Below are 19517 nucleotides of genomic sequence, written 5' to 3'. Positions count from 1 at the left end.
GGGTGGGTGGCCTGACCTGTGTTAGAATTCAGTCGTCAATGCCCGCGGCCCCGCGCGATCCATCACCCAGTCGAAAAGCCGACAGGGCAACCGGCGGAGAATGTCCATGCCGATCGCGGTCCCGAGCGGAAAGGTGTAGTCACGAGGACGGCGGACGATCGCCCGGACGAGATACGCGGCGGCTTGTTCGGCCTCGAGCATCGGCACCGGGTTGCGAAAGCTGGTGTTGAGAGTCATTCCCGTTCTCACAAATCCGGGATAGACCGTCGTGATCGTCACCCCGCGCCGCTTGAGGGCCGGGCGCAAGGCTTCGAGATAAGTGGTGAGGGCGGCTTTGGAAGCCGAGTAGCCAGGCATCCAGGGCATGCCGCGGTACCCGGCCACGCTCGAAATCCCCACGATATGTCCAGCCTTGCGTGCGAACATGCCCGGCAAGACGGCGTCGATCGAGTGGGCCACTCCCACGACGTTCACCTCAAGCATCCGGCGAAATCCGTCCACATCCAGGTCGAGGGCATTCGATGAGGTTCCTACCCCCGCACAGGCCACAAGGATCTCGGTCGGCCCGAGGCGTTCCTCCAAGCTCTCGACGGCTCGTTTCAAGCTCAAGGCGTCGCAGACGTCGACCTGTGCCGTGGCAATGCCCGTCTGATTCTTGAGCTCCGCCTCGAGCGTCTCCAAGGGTTCGCCGTATCGGTCCATCAGACCCAGCCGATATCCGCGAGCGGCGAGCGCCTTGGCTGTGGCGCGACCGATCCCCTGGGCGGCCCCCGTCAACAGGATGACCTGACCTTCGTTCTTGCCCACAGTTTGGCCTGCTTTCATGATCTCATCTCGTTCCGCAAGTGGGCTGGGACGACTCCGAGACCGATCCGCCGGGTCCGGACGAGGAGGCTGCTCCAGGCAAGGACTCGATGAAGTTACGGAGCCGGGAGAGAAACTCCGGTGGGTTCTCTTCCGGGGCGCGATGCTTGGCAGCCGGAACGATCTCACTCCGGCAGTTGGGCAGATGCTCCACAAGATATTGCGCGGTGGCGAGGAACGGAGAAAATTCGCCGTAGAGAGCCAACGAAGGAACCGCGACGCTCGCGATCAGTTCCGCCGTTAAACCGGCTTCGACTTTCGTGTCGTCACCGCAGGTGGTTCCACCGAGCCGAAGGAGGCGGTTCAGTGCAGGGAGTCCCACTTCACGGCGGAACTGAAGCAGTCGATCACCTTCGAGGTCGACAACTTGATCGAAGAATCGCCCCAGGTCGTACCAATGCTCATCCGACAGCTCAACCCCCGCACGCCTGGCTTCGTCGCAGAACGATTGCCAGTGCCCCCAGCGGCTCACATCTTCCAGGTGACGGAGCGCTGGAAAGTAAGGGTCGGAGAGCACGACGGCATCAACTCGCTCCGGGGCGAGCACCGCCGCGTGCAGCGCGATCACTCCACCAAAGCTGTGGCCCACCAACGTTGCGCGTTCAATACCACGGTCATCCATCAACGCGAACAGATCGGCCGCGTGATCGGCCGAAGTATAGCCAGTCGGCGGGGCATCGCTGTAACCGTGCCCCCGGAGGTCATAGGCCGTCACGCGGCGGGCCGAGCTCAGCGTCTGAATCGCCTGGCAGAGGAACCAGATCGACAGGTCACCCGTCACGCCATGAATCAGAACCAGGTCGGGACCTTCGCCCGCCTGCTGATAATGAAACCGAAGACCATTCAGCGTAGAAAATGGCATGAAACCGCCTAATAAGATGCGTCAGTCCGATCCGGTACCAGGTGAGCAGCCCCCCGCTCCGCGCGACTCTCGTCGCTCAATCCGCTTCGGATCCGCTCGTCGAGTCGGTTCCGGTCACGAGGTGTTTGACCAGGAAATCAACCAGTTCACCGATCCTCAGGTCGCGATCGGACCTCTGGCCAAGGGCGGCCATCAAGTCGCCGAAGGGCAGAGGTCGACCATAGTGGTTTTGAAGTTGTTCGCCGAGGACGACCGCGTCGATCGAGGCGAGCCCCAAGTCCGCGAAAAAACGGGTCTCGGAATCGATCTCGCCCGAATACTCTCGTCCCTCAAAATGACTCAGGATCTTGGCAACGTCGGCGTTGATCGAAGCGCGGGTGGGCTGGCTCATGGCCGTCTTCTCCGGATCAGTTCCTTGATCGTTACGTAAAAAGGCCAGCATCCTCGTCGTCACGATGGCCGGTCTCCCAGAGTCCACGCCCAGATGTAGTCATTCGTCCGTGCCGTCACGACCCGAATCACCGGGGGCTCCCAGGCGGCCATCGTCGTTGGGGAGCCGGAACGGAGCGTCAAAAAGACTTCACCCGACGTCTCAACAACGCGGGACACGTCGAAGTCGCACCAGGTTTCATCTTGGTTGAGGCCCAGGGAATTTCGCAACGCGTTCTTGGCGCAGGACAGGCGCGCCTTCCATTCTGTGCTGGGTGAAACATCGCTCGCGATCGGGTCATGAACGGCCGGGGCGAGCCCGAGTACCGAGGACGAATCGAGGTCGAAAGAAGGATCCTCGAGCGACATGATGGCGATTCCCGGTCGTGCCTCCGGATCGAGTGCCGCCAAGGCCAAGGCCACGCTCTCCGTGTGCGCGATCGCCACGACCGGCAGATCCACACGCGAGGGGTCGCCCAGGAGCCGGATGGCTTGTCCTCCACCTGGAGCGGTCTCGACGGCGAGGTCGGCCGGGTACAAGGGGGGCGCCCCCTGATCGTAAAGCAGGCGCCTCGCGGCTTCTTTGGCCGCCACTCGCCCCCAGAGGTGAAGCGTCGCCTGACGCTCGGAGCGTCCTTCGCCGTGGCTCAGTCGGCGCTCCTCAGGGCTGAGCTGCACCCATTCCAGAACGTCCCTCCAGATCGGCTTTCCGAAATCGATCGGCGGCTCGAGCCAGACGGCCTGTAACTCGCGGTCCATCGCGTTCGAGACCCCCGGCAGCGGCAACGGCACCCCGATGAACGATCGGTCCGGCTGTCGAAACTGGTCGCGACACCGGACCGGCCAGTAGAAGCGCCAGTCCTCCCAACCGGTGATCCGCATCCAGACGCGGCCATCGGCGGCGACGATGTCGGAATCGACCCGGACCAGGTGGCGGGACAGTTCTCGAATGGCAATTTGACAGGCAACCTCCGCCCCCTCAGGCGGATCCGTGCCGTAGAATGCGATCTCCGCGACCCGGAGCGGGAAGATCACATGCCCTTCGTCCAGTTGATCCATCCCCCAGCACCCGAGGAGTTGAGTGAACGCATCGAGCACAATCGGATCGGTGTGAAGTGCCAGTGGCTCCGAGTCGCGAAGGAGCCCACGAAGCGGCAACACCTTCAACGTCCCTTCGATCCCCCAAGGCGCCGACCGGCCGAGTCCGACGATGGCCTGCATGGCCGGACCGTGAAATAGCCATTGATCCGCATAGATATCTTCGGCTTTAAATCGGCACTCACGCGCGGACTCCAGTGCCAGGGGCGAAGTCGTGGGCCCTTGTGGGCGCGTCGCGCCAAAGACCACTCGCCCCTCAACGACCTTCTCCTCGCCCCCCGCGCCCTTGGCGTTCGCCGTCCCTTTATTCGTGATGGCAACGCGCACCTCGTCGGGCTCAGCCAGGTCCCGCCAGGCCCGAAGTTCGAGCAGTACCGGCTCCGATTCGTACCGGATCCACTTCAATGCTTGAACGTCGCGGAGCGCGATGACGACCGAGTCGGGCATGAGCACGCTAGCCGCTTGCGCCAGCATTTCGGCCATGACCGTGAATGGGACAACGGGCAGGCCGTTCCGCGAGGGATCGAGCGCGGAGATGTGGCGACCGCCCAGCGTATGGTGCTCGGCCACCGGGTCGCCCTGGACATCGAGCCAGCGTGTCGAAACCATCTCACGGCCTGGTTCCAGCCGCTCGATCGTGCCCAGCCAAGGTCCGGGTGCGGATTGCCCGGCCCGCGTCGTTAGGGACGAGGCCGATGGATCGGAGTTTTGACTTTCCTGGCTCCGGGGCGCGATATAGGCCCCCATCACCTGCCTCTGAGTCTCCAGGAACACGTCCATCGTTCGCAGATGCTCAAGGATTATCGCGTCCTGAAGCGTTGCCTCGGACGAATCGATCGCCCCGTTGGAGGCCTGGTACGCCTTTGCGTGGCCATTGGCATGAGGCGATGGCGCCGGGATTGGTTCGGGTTCGGGAGAAGCGAACCCATTATCGGTGGGAACTGCTTCGTGGGTGTGATCTCGAAGCCGCGCCGCGAGATCCGGCGAAAGGCGGAGCTCGGGAAAACCGACCGCGAGCGTGGGGAGCGGCTGAGGCGTCAGCAAGTCGCGATCGAGGTCGATCCAAACCGGCTGCCGACGCTCATAGAGGCGATTGGTCCGCAAGGGGACCCCTTGGGCGTAGAGCGAGGCCACCAGATGATTGAGCTGAGTCAGTCCCGACCGCCTCGGGAGATTGGCGGCGACGGCAAAGTGGGGCCGGTCGCGAAGGATGTCGTCGACGAACCCGGTCAGATTGCCTCGCGCCCCCACTTCGACGAACGTTCGGATTCCATCCCGGTACATCGCCTCAATTGTGGAACGGAATGCGACGGGCAGGGCCCACTGGTCGACCGCCACTTGGCGGATCTGCTCGACGTCGCCTGACAATCGGCGGGCGACTGCGCAGGAGTAGACGTCGACCTTGGGCCGCGAAAGCGGCAGATCTTTGAAGAAGACGCGGAGGGGCTCGATCGCGGCCGAGAACGCTGCCGTATGGTAAGCGCGATCAAAGGGCAAGTCTTCGCAGATCAGGCCGAGCCCTCGCAGACGCGTGACGACCTCCTCAATGATTTCCGATGGTCCGGCCAGGACGACCTGGTGCGGGCAGTTGTCAATCGCGATGCTCGTCCCGGGCCCGACCTCGTTGGCGATGCGTTCCACCTTCTCGCGGTCCGCCGCGATGGCGACGAGCCGGGCCGTCGGGACCTGGCCCGACTCTTCGAGACGCTCGAAGACTCGCCCCAACTCTCCGAGCGAGGTCTCCAGTTCGCGGTCGACGTTCAGCGAGCCCGCCGCGGCCAGGGCCAGGAACTCACCACTGCTATGACCGAGAACCGCGTGGGGACGGAGCCCGAGCCCTGCCAGAAGCTGGTGCAATGCCCACTGTGCGGAGAGAACCACATTGGTGGCCATGCCGACCGACCAGAGGCGATCACCCTCCGGTCCACCACCGAAGAGAACCTCGCTCGGCAACTTCCGGAATTCCCGCGCACGCGCGATCTGATCGGCCGTGTCGAAGAGAGCGCGAACTTCGGGAAAATGAGGGCAGAGATCGGCCAACATCCCGGGATATTGCGAGCCTTCTCCCGGGAAGAGAAAGGCAAGGGTCTCCGACCCTGTGGATGGTTTGTCCCAGAAGTAGGTCCCTCGGGCATCCCGGATCGAGAGGCATTTCGGATCGGAGATCCGTGCCACGACCGTTTGCAGTCGATCCCGGAGCTCGGCGGGCGACTTGACCACCAGGCCCACGCGGTACGGCCCGGCCCGATCCCCTTGGTTCAGAGTGAACGCGAGGTCTTTCAGGGAAACGCCTAGGTTAACGTCACGGCTGAGCCACTCGATAAGGCCCCTCGCGCGGGCGATCCAGGCCCCTCGATCGGCGGCCCCCAGGAGAATCGCTTCGGTCTCCCAGCGCGCCTGGGGACCGGGGTTGGTTCCGTCGGCCGACGGACTGTGCTCCTCAAGGACGGCGTGTGCACTAATCCCGGCGAAGCCGAACGCGTTGACCCCGGCTCGCCTCGGGTGGTCACGATCGCCATGGATCCAAGGTCGCGTATTCCCGTTCATCTCAAAGGGGCTGGCATCTGCGGCCAGCAAGGGATGAGGAGCGTCGCTACCAGGCGCGGGGAGGAGGACCCGGTTGTGCAGCGCCAGCGCGGTCTTGATCAAGGCGGCAATTCCCGCCGCGGGCATGGCATGTCCGATCAGCGCGGAGACATTGCCGAGACTGCGGCGTCCCCAGGGACTCCGAGGAAAGACCGCATTCAAAGCCCGCAATTCCGCGAGGTCGGAGGCCGGCACACCGAGACCGTGGCCTTCGACCAGGCCGATCGTCGCGGGCTCGATTCCGGCCTGCTTGTAGGCGCGGCGAATCGCTCGGGCATGCCCCCGGGCACTGGGAGTCGCCAGTCCTGTTCGCCGCCCGTCGCTCGCCAGCCCGACCCCTTTCAAGACGGCGTAAATCCGGTTCCCGTCGCGTTCGGCATCCGCAAGCCGCTTGAGCACCACGACGCCGACCCCTTCACCGGGGAGGGTTCCGTCGGCATCGCTCGCGAACGGCCGCGCCCGACCTTGCCGGGAGAGAGCTCCGAGCTGGCTGAAGACCATCGGAAAGTCGACATCGACCGCCAGGTAGACACCACCGACCAGCGCCAGGTCCGCGCGTTTCTCAACCAGCGCCCGCGCTCCGAGATCGAGCGCGACGAGCGAGGATGCACTGGCGGCGTCGACTACATAACTGGCCCCCGTCAGGTTGAGTCGGTTGGCAATTCGACCGGCCGTCGCATTGGTCAATTGCCCCGTGATCGTGGCAGGGCCGAACGGGGGCAGACTCGACTTCAGGTCGGCTCGAATCGCCTCGAAGGCCGACTCTTCCCAATCAGGGTGGAGTTCTCGGAGGAGCGCCAGCGTTTGGGCCACGATCCGGCCATGCTGGAGCCGAGTCAGGTTCCCTCGATTGAAATAGTTCCCCCGGCCAATGATGACTTCGACCCGCCTGGTGTCGGGCACGCCGTCGCTCATCCCGGCGTCGGTCAACGCCTCCCTGGCGGCATCAAGGACCAGGTATTGCTCGGGTTCGCCACCGGCAACCGCCATCGGCATCACGCCGTGACGTGTCGGGTCGAATTCAATGGGCGCGTCGAGGTAGCCTCCGCGTTGGCAGTACACGCGATCGTTCGCGTCAGAGTCAGGATCGAGGAAAATGGCGGGGTCCCACCGATCCGCCGGGACGTCGCTGGTGCAGTCACGCGCCACCAGAAGATTTTCCCAGAACGATGCCAGGTCGCGCGCTCCAGGGAATCGACAGGCCATGCCGATGATCGCGATATCGAGCGAACGACCAGGCTTCATGGATAGAAAAATCTCAAAAACGAGTGATTAGGGAAATCCGCTCCAGAGGACCGAGCGAGCGGCAAGTCGAACCGATGACTCAAGACATTACGAGTTTTTCATTGGTTCGATCGAGTTCGCGACCGGCTCGGGCCAGCTTTTCTTCGGGATCGAGGAGTGAGCCGATTTCACCGGCGACGACAACCTCGACCTCTCCCTTGCGACCGAACATGAGCTCGTCCGTCAGTCGATGGGCATCTTGGTCGGGCGAGATCATCCCCAAACCTTGCCCTTGGAGATGGCTTTCGAGGTCGGACACCATCCCACGCCCGACCACGGCCCCCAGTTCACGGAGACAACCCGGCCGGACCAACGGCGATCGAGCCAGAGGGCCAGTTTGTTCAGGGTGTCATTGGCGGCCGCGTAGTCGACCTGGCCCCGGTTTCCGAACCGTCCCGCCACGGAAGAGAAGAACGCGGCAAATCGAAGCGACTCGGGATCGAGAAGGCTTGCGAGATTCAACGCCCCATCAAGCTTCGTGCTGAGAACCCGATCGTAGGACTCGAGGGTCTTATCACGGAGCAGCTTATCATGAATGATCCCTGCTCCGTGGATCAGCCCTCGGACGGGACCAAAACGGGTCTGCCAGCGGGCCAGCACTTTGCGGAGGGCATCGACATCACGGACGTCGACATGGGCGTAGTCCACCTGAGAGCCGATCGCGCGGAGCCGTTCGAGATTCGACCGAATCTCACGTTGGCGACGCAGCGTCTGATACGAACGCTCGAGTTCGGCGAGACCGCCCCCCCTCTCCTCTTCGGCCAGTTGATGATGAAGCAGGGACTTCAGTGTTGCCGGATTCGTCACTCCGGCCGTCAACCGACTCTCTTCCTCACGAGGCAACGGAGTCGTCCCGATCAGCAAAAATGTGGGTTTCCAACACTTTGCGATCTCGGTCGCGAGTACGGCCGTGATTCCGCGTGCTCCCCCCGTGACGAGGATCGGCTCCCCCGGCGACATTTGCCATTCCGAGCGACCGGATACCGCCAAGGGACTCTCAACCACCCGCAACGCAATCCGGCTCCGATCCAGATAGCCCACCTCGGAACGACGGTCCCGGGTACCGATTTCCTGAACCAGGTTTGCGGCGATGCTCGTGGCATCGTCTCGGGGATCGAAATCGACGACCCGAACCCGAATCTCGCGGCTCCATTCGCGGGCGAGCGTCTTGACGATCCCAGCGACCGCGCCTTGGCCGGGGAAAAAGTCGTCGGGAACCTCGCCGACGCTGGCGAAACCTCCTCCCATCCCCGTACAGGCGATCAGGCAAGCCCCCCCCTGCTCGCCCGCCCTGGCCAAATCCTCGGCCGCTGCCCGAGCCAACAGGAAGAGACTCCGTGCTTCGGATCCCATGCGGGCCGCCCAGAGGCTACGATCGAGACCGGCCGAGCGCGCTTTCCGTAGCGGCAATGCATGGATAATCCCTGCCAACGGGGATCGCTTTCTGAGCCGCGTAAGCAACGCGTCGATGGCAGCCGGAGACGTCAGGTCAACGGACTGAACGTCACCGCCGGAATCATTCGGACCTGTCGATGAATCGGCAACGACAACGACGGAATGCCCCTTCGACCTGAGTGCGGCGGCCAACTCGCGACTGACCCCACGACCGTCATCGGTGACCAGCAGCAGCCCGGAGGCCGCGAGTCCCAGGTCCCCTCCCGACGATCGCGACAAGGGCGCGGCGACCGCCTTCAATGTCTGCCTGCGGACGAGGCTCCCATTCTTCGCCTGGTGTGGCGCGTTCGGATGACCATGCCTGTTCGGAGAACTCAGGGCCGCTGTGGGAGTGGAAGTCGACGCAGGAGCGGAAGCTGGGGCCGGGGCCGCAGGAGCAGGGGCAGCAGGAGCAGGGACCGGCCGGCTCGTTTTCAAGCCGTGCTCGACCTTCTCGACAATCGCCCTCAGGGTGCGAGCCCGCGAGAGTTGGTCCATCAACTCGGTGTTCGATCCGAGACCTGTCCCGGGCAACACCTCACGCAAGCTACCCAGGATCTCCACTCGCTTGATTGAGTCGATGCCAAGGTCGGCCTCAAGGTCAAGGTCGAGGCCAAGCATCTCGGCCGGGTAGCCCGTTCGATCCTGGACGATCGAGAGGAGCCGGGCGGCGACGTCGACCGAACTGTCCGGCGATTCGGCCGGGACGGGCGTCGGCGCGGCAGGTTCCGGGCGAGGCACGGTCGAGACCCTGGCTGAGCCGGGCAACACGGCTTCGCTCGGAACGGCCGAGGGCTGGGGAGCCGAATGACCGTTGGCACTAGGTTGGGGGGCAATGCGCTCGTGACTCGAACGAAGCGGCTCGGTCGCCGTGCTTCGACTCGGGGTGCCCAAGAAGCCAAGCATCGTCTCACGCTGGACGTCCAGGAACATCTGCATGGTTTTCTGGAACGCTTCGAGAACCCGTTCCCTTCCCTGCTCGGCGGCCGTTGGGTTCGAACGAAGGGGAGACGGCATGACGATCTCGTGGTCCTGCTTGCCATTCTTGGAGGGAGACGGGAGTGGTCCGTTCCCGTTGGGGGAGGGAGACGCGTGCACGATTTTTAAACCAGGTTCAGCCAAAAGGAGTGCGGGACCAGGCCCGAGTCGCTTCGGCTCGGGGCCGTTCGCCGGACGCGCCCGGGATCCGTTGACCAGCCAGGTCAACGCCTTGGTGGTCTGAGAACTTGACTCAGGCGCATACGTCATTCGATCGAGGATCGTCGAGGATCGACCGGCGGTCAGAGGCTCGAGTTGGAGCGGCAGTCCGGCAACGAACAGCCGGGCGAGGGCATGAAGCAAGCCGGGAATGCCGGGTCGGCCGGCTGGGTCACAGGAGACCGCAAGATGCGGACGACGTTCCAGGATCGAGCCGACCAGCGACGTGAGGGTTGCACCAGGCCCGACCTCGATAAAGACTCGAGCGCCCGCGTCGTGCATCGCCTCGATCATCGCGGCGAAACGGACCGGACTCGAGACGTGAGTGCCGACCTGATCGGCAATGGACGCAGGATCATCCGGGTAGGTCGAACCGGTCACGTTCGAGAAAACAGGGCGACTCGGCGACTTCGGATCGAGTGAGCTCGCCAGTTTCGCAAGCGGACGGCTCGCCCCAGCGACGATCGGGGAATGAAAGGCACACGAGACCGCAAGCTCCTGGCCGCGAATTCCCGACTGACGAGCCCGGGCCAGGACGGCTGCGACGGCCTCCGATCGACCCGAGACGACCGTCTGCCTCGGCCCGTTCCAGTTGACCGCGCTAACCGCCTCGAGTCCTTCGAGCAACGTCTCCACTTGATCGAGGCCCGCGGTCAGGGCGGCCATCGTACCGGGCTCATCTCCGGCCGCTTCCTTGATGAGCCGGCCACGCGCCTCGGAGAGGCGGACCAGGGCATCGAGCGAGAAGACGCCTGCCGCGTGGAGCGCCACGAGCTCGCCGTAGCTGTGACCGGCCACCATGTCGGGGAGGACATGGAACGACTCGAGCAACCGCAAGAGTCCGAGGCTCGCCCCGCCCAGCGCGGGCTGCGCGACCTCGGTCTCGGCCAAGTCCCGTTTCTGCCGCTCGCGTTCTTCGGCCTGGAACGCGGGGGGCGGAAAGACGATCGGCGAAACGGGCGGCCTATTTTGACTGTGGAGGGCGTGGTCGAACGATTCGAAGCCGCTCCGCACCTCGGGAAAGAGGACGGCCAACTCGCTGAGCATGTCGACGCGTTGTGCCCCTTGGCCGGGGAACAAGAAGGCGACCCGATTCGAAGAGTCGCTCGCCACTTCGGCGAACGCGATCCCTCGGGGGTCGTGAAATTCGACGCTCCCTTGCGCGATGGTCGCTCTCGCCTGTTCGAGCTTCGCCCGGAAATCGTCGAGCGAAGACGCCACGATGGCCAGCGAACTACCGGTGGCGCCAAGGGAGTTCAGCAGGGTATGAGCCAGGTCGCGAAGCGCTGGCTTGGCCCCTCGTTCCAGGGCGAGCGACAGCCTCTCGAGATCGGCAAGGAGGAGGGTTCGGTCAGCGGCTCGCCAGACGAAGAGCTCAGCCGGCCAGTCGCGGAGCGGGGGTGCAGCGGACTGGAGCGAGCCATCATAACCCTCGAGAACGGCGTGGAAGTTCGTGCCGCCAAATCCGAACGCGCTGACCCCCGCGCGTCTGGGGCGTTCCTCGTCGGCATGGATCCACGGACGCGTTTTCGTGCTGATGTGGAACGGGCTATGAGGACGCGACGCTTGCTCACTCGGATTAACGACCCCAATCGTGGGGGGGAGGACCCCATGGTGAAGGGCCAGCGAAGCGTTGATCAGACCCACCAGACCCGCGGCACATTTGGTGTGACCAACCAACGACTTGACCGATCCCAGGGCGCAACGACGTTCAATCGCCCCCGACTCGGTAAAGACGTCGTTCAAGGCGCTCACTTCCGCCTGATCGCCCGCGGCCGTACCGGTACCATGGGCTTCGACATAGCCGACGGTCGCCGGATCGATCCCGGCCTTGGCATAAGCCCGCCGCAACGCGCGAATTTGTCCCTCGGGACGAGGCGCAGTCAGCCCTTTGGCACGGCCGTCGCTGGAGGCACCCAGCCCCTTGATCACGGAATAGATTCGATCGCCATCGCGCTCGGCGTCGGCCAGTCGCTTGAGGACGACGACGGCGACAGCCTCGCTGATCACGATCCCATCAGCGCTGGCGTCGAACGGGCGGCACCGGCCTTTCGGCGAGAACGCATGGGTCTTGCTAAATGCCAAGTAGGTGAACGGATTTTGAACCGTATCAGCCCCACCGAGAATTACCACGTCAGCCGACCCGCTCTCCAACTCACGGACAGCGACGGAGGCCGCTGCCAGCGAGGAGCCGCATGCGGCATCCACCGTGTAATTCGCGCCACCCAGGTCGAACCGATTGGCAACCCGACCGGCCGCGACATTCAGCAGAATTCCGGGAAACGAATCCTCGGTCCACTCCGGAAGGACGCCCTCGCACTGCTCCAAGGCCTCACGCCCCGCGCCCGGCGCGATGGTGTCGAGCATCGGCAGGTACGAGCGGAACGCATAACCCATGGCGAGTTGGGCAGCTCCTCCCCCCGCACCCAGGACGACGGCCGTTTTCTCCCGCGAAAACGGACGGTCGCGATAGCCGGCGTCGTCGATCGCCGCGCGAACCGCCTCCAGGGTGAGCAGGTGGAGCGGCTCAATCGAGGGCAGACTGGTCGGCGGCATCCCGTAGCGGAGCGGATCGAAGGCAATTTCCGGGACGAAGCCTCCCCACTTGGAGGTAATCTTGTCGGGCGCCTTGGGATCGGCATCATAGTAGAGTCGCCAATCCCAGCGGTCGGCCGGAACTTCGGTAATCGCATCGATACCGTGGAGCGTATTTTCCCAGAACGTCCGGACATCCCCGGCCCCTGGGACGATTGCCGACATCCCGACGATGGCGATATCGCACGGCTGAGCGTTCTTCGAATCGGACGACTCGGAGACCGTCAAGTCGTCGGTCAACCGATCGACTCGGCCCATCCCCCCTGCGCTGATTTCGTGATGAAGCTCGGCAATCGTCGAAACGCCCTGACGAAGTGTCGCGGTCTGGCCGAGCATGTAGAGACCGCGGGTCATCTGGGTCTCGGCCGCGACCCCAACCAACGACGATCCGGCCCCATCTTTCCGCTCGATCCCCTTGGCGGCGATCCGAAGCCGACCCGCGTTCATACTCTCCAACGCACTTCGGAGTTCCTCGGCGGAACTTCCTGCCGCGAGAAGCCGCTTCCGCTCCTGCTCGAATACATCAACGTACGGGGTCGGACTGACGCGGACTTCGTGACCGGGTCCGGTCTCGAGCAGGACCGTCTCGGTGCAGCGCACCGCTTCGTCTTGAAATTTGGCGACAATGGCACCGGTGGCGACAGCCTCGGCCGTGAAGAGGTACGCGGTTCCGATCAGGACGCCAATCCGAACCCCACGCTTCGCCAGCGGAGCCGACAAGGCCGCCACCGCCGCGGCAGATCGAGCATCATGGATTCCGCCAGCGAACAGGAGATGAACGTCCTCGGGCGTTCCCCCCTTCTCGAGCATCTCCTGAATGACCTCGACGCCTTGCTCCCAAAGGAGCAGGCTCGACCGCGGTCCAACATGGCCGCCACATTCACGGCCCTCGAGGACGAACCGGCGGGCACCGTCATTCCAGTACTGCCGCAGCAGGCCTGGCGATGGTGCATGGAGATAGGTCGCGATCCCCTCGCGCTCTAGCTCTTGGGCCTGGTCGGGGCGTCCCCCCGCGATCAGGGCGAACGATGGCCGGGCGCGACGCACTTCTTCCATCTGCTCGAGACGCAAGTCGGGCGGGACGAAACCGAGGATTCCTACTCCCCACGACGATCCGTTCAGACGCGCGGCCGTCTCGGTCAACAACCGGCGGACCTCCGGCCCTCGCATCAAGGCGAGAGCAAGGAAGGGTAACGCGCCTCCTCCCGCGACGGCTTCGGCAAACGCCGCCAGGTCGCTCACCCGGGTCATCGGTCCCTGGACGATGGGATAGCGTGTCCCATGCGAGCGGGCCAGCGGAGAATCTTCCTCAATGGGCCGCGCGATCCGAGCGTCCCGCAGTCCGGCTTCGATGGCGTGCTCGACGGCCTGAACGATCCCACCGACGGTCACATGAGTCCGGCTTAGTCCCCCCGCGAGCGCGGCATCTTGCCCAACGGGCCGGACCTGGCCGTCACCCCAACCGACCTCGCGTCGGACAGCCGACTCCCAGACCAAGTCCCCCTCGGCCGCGGCCTGCTTGAGTCTGGCGAGGGCGGGCGAACCTGGTTCCGCCTGAACGCGCAGGAGCGATCCCGCTTCTCGGCCGACGAGGACCGTCTCACTTCCGTCCCAGCGTTCGATTCGCCGACGCAGCGCAGGGGGCAACGGGGATTCCTTGGCCAGGAGAACGGCCCCGTCCAGCACGACCCCGGCCGCCCCCGCCGCCACACACGCCGAAGCCGATCGCAGACCGATCCCGCCACGGACCCAGACCGGCGGTGCGCCGGCAATCCCAAGGGCCGCCTGCAGGAGAATCAAGGACGATTCCTCCGCAACCCGCCCCCCTGCCTCGTTCCCCGCGACGATCAAGGCCTCGAACCCAGCCGCGGCGGCCGCTCGACACGACGCTCGCGAGGTGACCTCGGCAACCGCAATACAAACAGAGCCGCTCAGAATCGCTCGCAAGCGACCCCAGTCCTCCCCACCAGCCTCCGCGACCACCACCATCCCGAGGTTCGCCGGAAAGGTAGCAACCGCCGACTCATCCAGTGCACTGGCAGGCAGGCGAAGCCCGAAAGTTTGTCCCTTGAGGAACTTCGAGACGCGAAGCAAAGTCTCGACCTCGTCCTCGGCCTGGAACGCGAACCCGAGATCGAGGATCCCCATCGCGCCCGCCCGACATGCGGCCACCACGACGCCAGGATCGCGCTGTCCGCTCGGAGAAACAGCCATAACCCGTGGAAGAAGCAGTGTCATGAGGCAATACCACGCTCAGGGTACGGTCCGAATGAACAGTCAAGTGTAGCTAGTGCTAGCGTGCAGTCAAAATAAGAATTGTGAACAATATAGGCTAAGCTTGCGGATTGTTCCGATTAACCAAGTTTGGCGGGTGCTACTTATCGCTCGTCCCCTCAACTTTCGAGCGGGAATGCGTTGCAAAACGCGGACAAGTTGCAAAAAAACATCCGCTTGAGTGGCCACGCTCATTTTGAGTGGCCACGCTCATTGCGCAGCTCAAATGAGTGCATGCTGTCGATCGCCTGGATCGCAAGCGCAGCAGCCTCGACGATATTGTTCGTCGATCAGCGCGGTTTTGTTGAGTAAGCGTCACTTTCCATCAACTTTCTTTCGACCCAACATCGTTTGCAGCACGAAAAAGGAGTCGAAAAATTCCTCGCTGAACTGGGTCACCCGCACCCTTGCCCATGGAGGGTCGGAGATGATATGACGGTAGAAGCCGCGATCTGCATGCAAAAGGTCATCGCAAACCATTGCAGGCTCGATTTCGCTGTCGCACGGCTCTCTTCTACCTCTCGGGAAAGAGCTTGGCCGAACTTATTCCCGACGCCGTTCGCCTGGGAGTCATTGTGATGACGAGCGCCGCTCGGATTCGGCTCTGGTTCCGCATTTTCGTGCTTGGCTCGATTGCGACCAATGTCGCAATCACTCCGCTCCTATCGGCTGAAAACCCGGTCGGGTACCGTCCCGCCGCCTATGCGATTCAGGAGCCAAGCTCGCTGCCGGGCCGGAAAAGACCATCGAGAGCGGAACCATCGTGGTGCGAGACGGCCGCATCGAAGCGGTCGGTCCCACTGACCAGGTTCCCATCCCGCCCGACGCCGAGATCATCGATGGCACCGGACTCGTCGTTTATCCCGGATTCATTGATCTCTTCACCACGATGGGGCAATCTCCCAACGCCGTGCGATCGCGGACGGGTGCGGGTCGGTCGGTGGATTACAAGCAGACCGCCCTGGCGCGGACGCCCGAGGACAACCGTAATGGGCTGACCCCCGAATTTGAAGTCGCCTCGACGCTCAGCTTGAGCGAATCCCAGGCCGCGGAGCATCGGAAGCTGGGCTTCACCGATCTTCTCTCCACGCCGGCCGGAGCGATCGCAACCGGGCAGAGCGCCCTGGTCAGCACGAGCGGAGGCCCCCGGCGAGAAGTGATCGTTCGCTCGCCGATCGCACTTCACATTAACCTCCGCGCTCCGTTCGAACCGGTGCCTGCGCCCTCCGACGACGACGACCATGCGGCTCCCTCGGTCCGGGTCAGAACCGCCGGGCGCTATCCCTCGGTCTTGATGGGGGTGGTCGCGCATCTTCGCCAGGCGATGCTCGACGCCGAGCGTCAGCAAACCCTGAAGGCGAATCCTACGGCGGGATCGCCCCGAATCGTCTACGATCCTGCGCTCGATGCGCTCCAGGCGGCCCGAACCAAGACGCTTCCCGTCTGGTGGGAAGCGAACACCCGGGATGAGATCCATCGGGCGTTGGACCTGGCCGAAGAGTTTGGCACGACGGCTGTGATCGTCGGCGGACGTGAAGCGGGTAAAGTCGTCGATCGGCTCAAGGCGGGGAACGTCCCGGTCGTCTTGCGACTCGACTTTCCCGACGAGCCCAAGCTTCCGACGGAGTCGGAGTACCGCAAACGCGACCTCGCCGATCGTACCGAGCCCTACGAGGTCCTCGTGGATCGTGCCACGCGTTGGAAGGAGCGGGTGGCCACTGCGCAAGTGCTGGCGAAGGCTGGTGTCCCCTTTGCGTTGGGGAGTGATGGTCTCGCCAAGACCGAGCAATTCGCCAGTCAGCTCCGCAAATTGATCGCCGCCGGCCTTTCGCGAGAGGCCGCACTCGACGCCCTGACCCGTAGCGCGGCACGGATCGCCGGTCTGGAACCGCTTCTGGGTACCCTCGAGCCAGGCAAACTCGGACACCTCGTGGTTCTCTCCGCCCCCTTCGGCGACGATGAGGCCAAGGTCCGATACGTCCTCGTCGACGGTGACAAATTCGAGGTCGAGAAAAGCAGCGCCTCCAAAAAGGCAGAGCCGGATTCGAAGCCGACCTCGCCGCGGGCTGAGACGACGAAGGGCGAAACCCCGAAACCCAAAGCCGAAGAGGCGAAGCCCAAGGAGGTCGTCAAATCCGACACGACCGCAAAGGCCGCGGCGACGAACGCAACACCCCCTCCCCCCAAAACAATCGAGGACCAACCGTCGCAAACGCCCTTTCTCGACGTTGCCACCGAATTTGACCACAACCGCAAGCCACGGCTCGAGACCAAGGGGAACGTCCTGATCAAGGACGCAACCATCCTCACCGTCGCCCGGGAAGGGACGATCGCGAAAGGGTCGATCCTGGTCCAGAATGGCAAGATCGCCGCGGTGGGTTCGGACCTGGCTGCGCCCGAGGGAGTCACCGTCATCGACGCCACAGGGCTGGTGGCGATGCCCGGGATTATTGACTCCCATTCGCATATCGCCATCCAGGGAGGGGGCAACGAGTGGAGCCTCTCGCTGGTGCCCGAGGTCCGTATCAAGGACGTCATTACCGGTGATGATCCGGCGATCTATCGGGCCCTCGCGGGGGGGACGACGACCGCGCGGATCCTCCACGGTTCGGCCGATACGATCGGTGGTCAGGACGCGGTGATCAAACTGAAGTACCGCCTACCAGGGCGCGACCTGATTCTCAAGGATGCCCCGCAAGGGATCAAATTCGCCCTCGGGGAAAACGTCACGCGCAACCCAGGGCGGTTTCCGAATACCCGGATGGGGGTTGAGGCGACGATCGATCGAGCCTTCCAGGAAGCCCGCGCCTACCAGGCGCAGGTGAAAGCTTTCGAAACGGCCAAGGCGGCAGGCGAAACCGTCCTACCACCACGCCGAGACCTCCGACTCGAGGCTCTGGCAGGGGTGCTCGACGGCTCGATCAAGATCCACAGTCATTGTTACCGGAGCGATGAGATCTTGATGCTCTTGCGCGTCGCGGACCGCCATGGCGTGCGCGTCCAGTCGCTACAGCACGTGCTCGAGGGTTACAAGATCGCCCCGGAGATCGCCGCCCATGGTGCCAAGGCTTCGACCTTCTCCGACTGGTGGGCCTACAAAGTCGAGGCATTCGACGCGATCCCTTACAACGCCGCCTTGATGACCGAGGCGGGGGTTTCCGTCTCCATCAAAAGCGACAGTGAAGAACTGATCCGGCACCTCAACCTCGAAGCCGCCAAGATGGTCAAGTACGGCGGAATGACCGAGGGTCAAGCCCTGGCAATGATCACGATCAACCCTGCTCGGGAACTTGGGCTGCAGGACCGGTTCGGCTCGATCGAGGTTGGCAAAGATGCCGATATCTCGCTCTTCAACGCTCATCCGCTCGACGCATTCGCGCGGTGTGAGATGGCCTTGATCGATGGCGAGGTCTGGTTTCAACGCACCGAGCGGAACGGGAAATTCGCGCTGCGACCGGGCGATCACCAGGCCATGCCCGCCTCTGGAAATGGGACGAGAGCGAGAGTGCTCGACATCCCTCTCAACCCGAAAGGGGTCTATGCTCTGGTCGGCGCTTCGATCCATCCGATCAGCGGACCAGACATCAACAATGGCACCCTGGTCGTCAGCGAGGGCAAGATTACCGCCGTGGGAGACGCCGGCACGATGGTTCCCTCTTCAGCCCAGACGATCGACCTCCAGGGGTTCGACATCTGGCCGGGCATGGTGGATGCGGGAACTCGACTCGGCGTCTTTGAAGTGAATAGCCTCCCCGAGACTCAGGACGACGCCGATTCGGCCCAGTTCGAGTCCGAGCTGCAAACCAGCTCCGCGCTCCACCCCGACAGCGAGATTATTCCGGTATCGCGGGCGAACGGAATCCTGACCGCCTATGTCCAACCGTCGGGTGGCCTGATTTCGGGACAAGGGTGCGTCATCGATCTCAACGGCTGGGTGCCCCGCGAGATGGTGATCGCCGACCCCGTAGCTTTGCATGTGTCGATCCCTCGACACATTCCCCCCGAGGTTGTCGGCCCGGGCAGTCGTCGTGAAGGTCCCGATCCGATCAAGAAACGGGCCGAACTGATTGAGTCAATCGTGGAGGAGTTCCACCGGGCGCTCGCCTACGACAAAGTGATTTCCGATGCCAAGGCGAAAGGGACTGCGGCTCCGATTCCCGACCCTCGCCTCGCCGCGCTCGTTCCTTATGCCAAAGGCCGAAAGCCGGTCATCTTCCACGCCGAACACCGTAACGAGATCCTCGATTCCCTGAAAATCGCCGGGACGCTGAAACTGAAGGCGATTATCTCAGGGGGCGCCGATGCCTGGAAAGTGACCGATGCGTTGAAGGCGGCCAAGGTGCCCGTCCTGATCGGAGGAACGCTTCGAATCCCGGGCGAACCGAGTGATCCCTACGATGCGCTTTACGCGAACCCCGCGCGCCTGCACGAGGCCGGCGTGAGCTTCGCAATCCGATCGAATCCGACCGGGGCGTCTCAGGCGACAGCGTCCCGCAACCTCCCATTCGAGGCGGCGATCGCGGTCGCCTTCGGTTTACCCGAAGCCGAGGCGCTCAAGGCAGTGACGATTGCCCCCGCGCAAATTCTCGGTATCTCCGAGCAAGTGGGATCGCTCGAAGCCGGCAAACGGGCGAATCTCGTCATCACCGCCGGCCACCTGCTCCAGCCGACGACCGAGGTCAAGGCAATCTTCCTGGACGGCAAGCCGATCGACCCCAAGAGTCGGCACACCCGGCTCTACGAAAAATATCGCCGTCGACTCGCCGAGGTTCGCGCAGGGACAGCGATCCTCGGAATCGACACTCCCAAGGCTCCGGCTTCCCCGGCCTCATCCGCCGCGACCCCACACGCAACCAACGCTCCGTCGGGTCAGGAATGAGTGGGATGCATCGAA

Annotated in this window: 7 protein-coding genes; 1 reads left to right on the top strand and 6 read right to left on the bottom strand. The window is 63.7% G+C overall.

Annotated features, from left to right (window positions below; genetic code table 11):
• Positions 1–21 precede the first annotated feature (21 nt).
• The 6 genes from V5E97_RS15900 to V5E97_RS15875 form a co-directional block, all read right to left on the bottom strand.
• On the bottom strand, positions 22–825 hold the full coding sequence (locus V5E97_RS15900; RefSeq protein ID WP_406700281.1) for an SDR family NAD(P)-dependent oxidoreductase: 804 nt from the start codon (positions 823–825) through the stop codon (positions 22–24).
• 4 nt (positions 826–829) lie between these two features.
• On the bottom strand, positions 830–1726 hold the full coding sequence (locus V5E97_RS15895; RefSeq protein WP_406700280.1) for an alpha/beta fold hydrolase: 897 nt from the start codon (positions 1724–1726) through the stop codon (positions 830–832).
• A 76-nt stretch (positions 1727–1802) separates the two neighbouring features.
• Entirely contained in the window at positions 1803–2117 is a 315-nt protein-coding gene (locus V5E97_RS15890; RefSeq protein ID WP_406700279.1) for an acyl carrier protein, read from the bottom strand.
• 59 nt (positions 2118–2176) lie between these two features.
• The gene (locus tag V5E97_RS15885; RefSeq protein ID WP_406700278.1) at positions 2177–7084 is read right to left on the bottom strand and encodes a type I polyketide synthase; all 4908 of its coding nucleotides are present in this window, start codon (positions 7082–7084) and stop codon (positions 2177–2179) included.
• Between the two features lie 79 nt (positions 7085–7163).
• The gene (locus tag V5E97_RS15880; RefSeq protein ID WP_406700277.1) at positions 7164–7340 is read right to left on the bottom strand and encodes a hypothetical protein; all 177 of its coding nucleotides are present in this window, start codon (positions 7338–7340) and stop codon (positions 7164–7166) included.
• Entirely contained in the window at positions 7337–14497 is a 7161-nt protein-coding gene (locus V5E97_RS15875) for an SDR family NAD(P)-dependent oxidoreductase (protein WP_406700276.1), read from the bottom strand. Before V5E97_RS15875 ends, V5E97_RS15880 begins: the two co-directional genes overlap by 4 nt.
• Before the next feature lie 892 nt (positions 14498–15389).
• Here V5E97_RS15875 and V5E97_RS15870 point away from each other — a divergent pair.
• Positions 15390–19502, top strand: a complete 4113-nt coding sequence (locus V5E97_RS15870; RefSeq protein ID WP_406700275.1) for an amidohydrolase family protein — start codon at positions 15390–15392, stop codon at positions 19500–19502.
• The last annotated feature ends 15 nt before the right edge of the window (positions 19503–19517 follow it).

It is taken from the genome of Singulisphaera photorubra, from assembly GCF_045290345.1.
GTDB lineage: Bacteria > Planctomycetota > Planctomycetia > Isosphaerales > Isosphaeraceae > Singulisphaera.
Note: the sequence above shows the minus strand (reverse complement) of the source record. Positions and strands in the feature narration are given on the sequence as shown.